This window comes from Streptosporangium sp. NPDC006013, assembly GCF_040614275.1.
Taxonomy (GTDB): domain Bacteria; phylum Actinomycetota; class Actinomycetes; order Streptosporangiales; family Streptosporangiaceae; genus Streptosporangium.
In genome coordinates this window covers 1-4,591 of record NZ_JBEXUE010000651.1, presented here as the reverse complement: position 1 = coordinate 4,591, position 4,591 = coordinate 1, and the positions used below count along the sequence as shown (strand labels likewise).

Sequence of the window (4,591 nt, the reverse complement as noted above, 5' to 3'; positions counted from 1 at the left end):
GGCTGCGCGGCCGGCCACGGCGGGCGGCGGTCGATGCGCGTGAGCACCTCCGGGAGTCCGAACCGGCGGTCGATACGCCGGGTCGCCTCGGCCCAGTCGGTCATGGAGCGCACCGGGGACAGCGTCTCGACCACGAAGGGATCGCTCCACCGCTCGACGGCGCGCCGCCAGAGCACGTCCGGGGCTTCGGTCAGCAGGTTTCCCACGCACCCCTCGTAGATCGGCATGGCGCGCACCTCGCCGTCGGGCTCGATCTGCATCAGCGGGAACCCGTAGCTCGCGACGACGCCGGGGTGCATCATCAGGATGAAGTTGTCGGAGGTGGTCACCGCCAGCGACGCCGGTGCCAGTGACCGCAGCCGCTCGGTGTACTCCTCGCTGGTCAGGGTGGCGAGCTCCGCGTTGCCGAGTAGTTCGGTCTCGGCGAAGCCGGGCCGGCTGGCCAGCCCGGACGGCACCGCCGCGGCCAGGTTGAGAAAGCGCATCCGCGGGAACCGGGGGGCGATGTCGGTGCAGAAATCCGCCAGCTGGTGGAAATTGCTCCGCACAACCGAGCAGTCGATCCCGAAGATCAGCGGAGTGCCGCCCTCTGCCGCGCGCCGGGCGGCGATGTCGTCCAGCAGGGCCAGGGCGTTCATCGCGCGGTCGAAGGAGCCGGCCCTGCCCCGTACCCGGTCGTGCGCCTCCGCGTCGGCCCCGTCGATGCTGACGGTGATCCGCTGGAAGGCCCGGGCCGCCTCCTCGGCGGTCTCGGGGGTGAGTGTCCATCCGCCGGTGTAGAGGTTGACGGTGGTCCCCGCCCGGCCGATGTGCTCGGCGACCTCGTAGATCCCCTTGACCACCAGGGGCTCGCCGCCCGCGAACTCCACCGAGTCCGGGCGCATGGCGATGATCGCGTCGGCGAGCCGCAGCATGTCGCCGTGGCTCAGCTGCCGGGCCGGGCGCCTGCCCGACTCGGAGTAGCAGTGGATGCAGCGCAGTGGGCAGGCGTAGGTGACGTCCCAGATGATGTCGGTGGGCTTGTTCACGGGGGCGCTCATGAGGACCTCCTCGTCGAGAGCGGATGCCCGGGACGGGCGCCGGGCGTTCGGTCGTTCGTCCAGTGCCCGACCAGGTCGGCGTACAGGGGGGAACGGGTCAGCAGGTCCGCGTGGGTCCCGGTGTGCGCGGCGGTGCCGTCCAACAGCAGGATGCGCCGGGCTCGGATCGCGGAGCTGATGCGGTGGGCGATGACGATGAGGGTGCCGGGCCGGGCGGCGAACGCGCTCTCGGCCCTCGCCTCGGCGGCGGGGTCGAGATGGCAGGTCGCCTCGTCCAGGACGACCAGGCGGGCCGGGGAGGCGTAGGTCCGTGCCAGGGCGATCAGTTGCCGCTCTCCGGCCGACAGCGCGGCGGGTTCGTCGATCTCGGCGTCGAGGCCGCCGAGCCGTTCGACGAGCGCCCGCGCGCCCACCCGGTACGCCGCCTCGTCCAGCCGGGCGTCCGCGGTGCCGGCCGGGCACAGGTAGCCGAGGTTCTCCCGGACCGTGCCGGCGAAGACGTACGCCTCCTGGGGCACGAGCGCCACCATGGAGCGCAGGCCGGGTTCCGCCATCGCCTCCAGCGGGAGCCCGCCGAGCAGGATCTCCCCGTGGGTCGGCCGCCGCAGCCCGGTGAGCAGCAGGGACAGGGTGGACTTGCCGATGCCGCTGGGGCCGACCACGGTCAGGTGGTCTCCCTCGGGGATCACCAGGTCGAGGTCGTGTACCACGGGCGTGGCCTGGGGGGCGTAGGCGAAGCCCAGCCCTTTGGCCCGCAGTTCGCAACCGGCGGGCACGGCGACCGCGTAGGCGGCGTCGGTCGGCCCGGTGGCGGCGGGCACGTCGCCGGCGGGCACCGCGATGGTCTCGGCGATGCGGCGCAGGGTGACGGCGAGGGCCACGCCCCAGCTCGAGAGGATGCCGGTCATCGACTGCAGGGCGGGCTGCAGGCCGGTCACCAGGTAGGTCACCGCGCCGACGACCTCGCCCACGCTCAGATGCCCCTGTCGCGTCAGCGGCTCAGCGGCGATGACCAGGCCGAGCAGCGGCACGTGGGCGCCGATGGCGACGATCAGCCGCCGGGACATGCCGGCCCGGGCCAGCGCGTGCGTGGCCGCGGCCTGGGCGTCCACCGCGGCCCGCACGGTGGCGTACGCCTGCTCGTGCGCCCCGCAGGCGGCGATGTCACGCGTGCCCTCCAGGATCGGGGTCGCCTCGGCGGTGAGCGTCTCGTCGGCGAGGATCAGCCGGCGCTGCCGGACCAGCAGCACCCGCATCAGCCAGGCGCACACCGCCACCGCCACGAGCACGGGTCCGGCGACGATGGCCGCGGCCAGGGGCGAGAGCACCAGCAGCCCGGCCAGCGCGGCGATCAGCGAGATGCCCAGCCCGTGCGTGGTGCGCAGCAGTGCGGACACCAGGTTCCGCAGCGTCTCCACCTGCCCGGTGATACGGCTGACGGCGGCGGTGTCCGGCCGGTCGCCGCGGGCGGCGCGGGTCACCGTGGCCGTGACGACGGCGCGCACGAGGTCGTCGCGCAGCGGCTCCACCACCGCGGCCAGATGGGGGAACATCAGTCGTGTGGCCGCGGTCCTGAGCAGCATCGCGACCGCGAACAGGCCGAGCCAGGCCAGGCCGGTACTCGGGCGTCCGGCGAGGAAGCCGTCGTCGACGGCGCGGGCGATGAGCAGCCCGGACAGCAGCCCCGGGACAGCCTCCACCAAGGCCCAGGTCAGGGCGAAGGCCAGGGGCCGCCTGCGGGGGCGCAGCAACGCGAGCAGCAGCCGGAACCCACCGGAGGGCTGGCCGTCCTCTCCCAGGCGGAGGACGGGCGCCGCCGTGAGCGGGGCGGATGCGGGGGTCACAGCCGAGCCGGGCACGGTTCCTCACTCCATGAGCTGTCGTCGCTTGCGTCGCCGCCGGGGTTCGGGCCGACGGCGAACAGGGCGCGGTACGCCGGGTCCTGCCACAGCGCCCGGTGCGTGCCCTGGCCCCGGATCCGGCCGCCGTCCAGCCACACCACGTGGTCGGCGCGGGCGGCGGTGGCCGCGCGGTGGGCGATGACCAGGCGGGTGGTCCCGCGCATGCCCTCGACCAGCGTGCGAGTCACCTGGGCCTCGGTCGCGGTGTCCAGGCTGGACGTGGCGTCGTCCAGCACGGTCAGGCGGGCCCGCCGCACCATGGCGCGGGCCAGGCCCAGCCGCTGGAACTCCCCGCCGGACAGCGGGGCGATGGCGGCGGGGGTGTCGTAGCCCTCGGGCAGACGGCGGATGACGTCGTCGACATGTGCGGCCCGCGCGGCCTCGCGGACGCTGTCGCGGTCGAGCGCGGGCCTGCCGTAGGCGATGGCCGAGGCGAGGTCGCCGCCCAGGAGGACGGGGCGTTCGAAGGCGTAGGCGACCGCGCCGCTCAACGACTCTGGAGCCACATCGGCGAGGTCGCGGCCGTCCAGCAGCACCTGCCCGCGCTCGGGGTCCAGCAGCCGCCCGGCCAGCAGGGACAGGGTGGTCTTGCCCGCCCCGGACGGCCCGACGAGGGCGGTCAGCGCCCCCGGGGCGATGTCCAGATCGATGGCGTCGAGGAGGTGGGAGCCCTCGCGGGTCACGGTCACGCCGCGGAACGACAGCGCGCCGGGACCGTCCGGCAGCGGGCGGGTGCCGGGCACGAGGGGCGGCAGCACGAGGACCTCCTGGATGCGGCGGGCCGCGGCGCGGGCCTCGGCGACCCCCAGGAGCGCGTCGACCTGTTCGATGAAGCCCACGCCCATCGCCGCGTAACCGGCCACGGCGAGCAACTGCCCTGGCTGCAACCGGCCGTCGGCGACGCCGAGCCCGGCCACGGTGAGCACGAGCACCTCGATGATGGGCAGCAGCAGGGTGATCTGCCAGACGCCCCGCGCCTGGGCCCGCCACATGGCGTGACCGGCGTCCGACAGGTCGGTCAGCGGGCTCAGCACCCGGGTGATCTCGCGATCGGCGGTGCCGGACGCCCGCACCGTGCGGATGCCGGCCAGAGTGTCGGTCAGGCGCGCGGCCAGGCGCCCGTGCGCGCTCTGATACCGCTCGTACACCCCGGACAGCCGGGTGACGAAGAGCCGTACGATCACCAGCGCGACGGGTATCCCGATCAGGAAGGCGACACCCGAGCGCCAGTCGGTCACCAGCAGCAGGACGATGCCGCCGCTCGTGCTGATGAGTTCGGCGGCCGTGTACAGCAGGGTGAGCGGGACGCGCCCGGCGCTCGCCGTGTTGCTCACCAGCCGGTTGGCCAGTTCCCCGGCCGGGAAACGGCGGGCGCCGGCGGCGTCGAGCCGGAGGAGGTGGGAGATGAAGCGCAGGCGCAGGGACGCCGTCGCGGACGCGGTGGTCGCCGCGCCGGCGAGGGCGCCGATGAGATCGGCGCAGGTGGCAACGGCCAGGACGAGCGCGAGGAACCCAGCGGCTCGCGCGCCCTCGCCGGACACCACGCCGTCCACGGCGGTGGCCAGCGCGGCGGGCAGGGCCAGGGCGGCGGCCGTCGACAGGGCGACGGCCGCCGCGGTCACCCGCGCCGTTACGGCGCCCATTTTCCCG

Annotated in this window: 3 protein-coding genes; all 3 read right to left on the bottom strand. The window is 74.6% G+C overall.

The features are described 5' to 3' along the window. Positions 1–1,040 (bottom strand): radical SAM protein (locus ABZ260_RS47075; RefSeq protein ID WP_355631396.1); only part of this gene is annotated, 1,040 nt, incomplete at its 3' end. Then, a complete protein-coding gene (locus tag ABZ260_RS47070; protein WP_355631393.1) occupies positions 1,037–2,899 on the bottom strand; it encodes an ABC transporter ATP-binding protein in 1,863 nt (620 codons plus the stop codon). The genes ABZ260_RS47070 and ABZ260_RS47075, both read right to left, overlap by 4 nt. Next, a partial coding sequence (locus tag ABZ260_RS47065) for an ABC transporter ATP-binding protein (RefSeq protein WP_355631390.1) occupies positions 2,881–4,591 on the bottom strand: 1,711 nt, incomplete at its 5' end. The genes ABZ260_RS47065 and ABZ260_RS47070, both read right to left, overlap by 19 nt.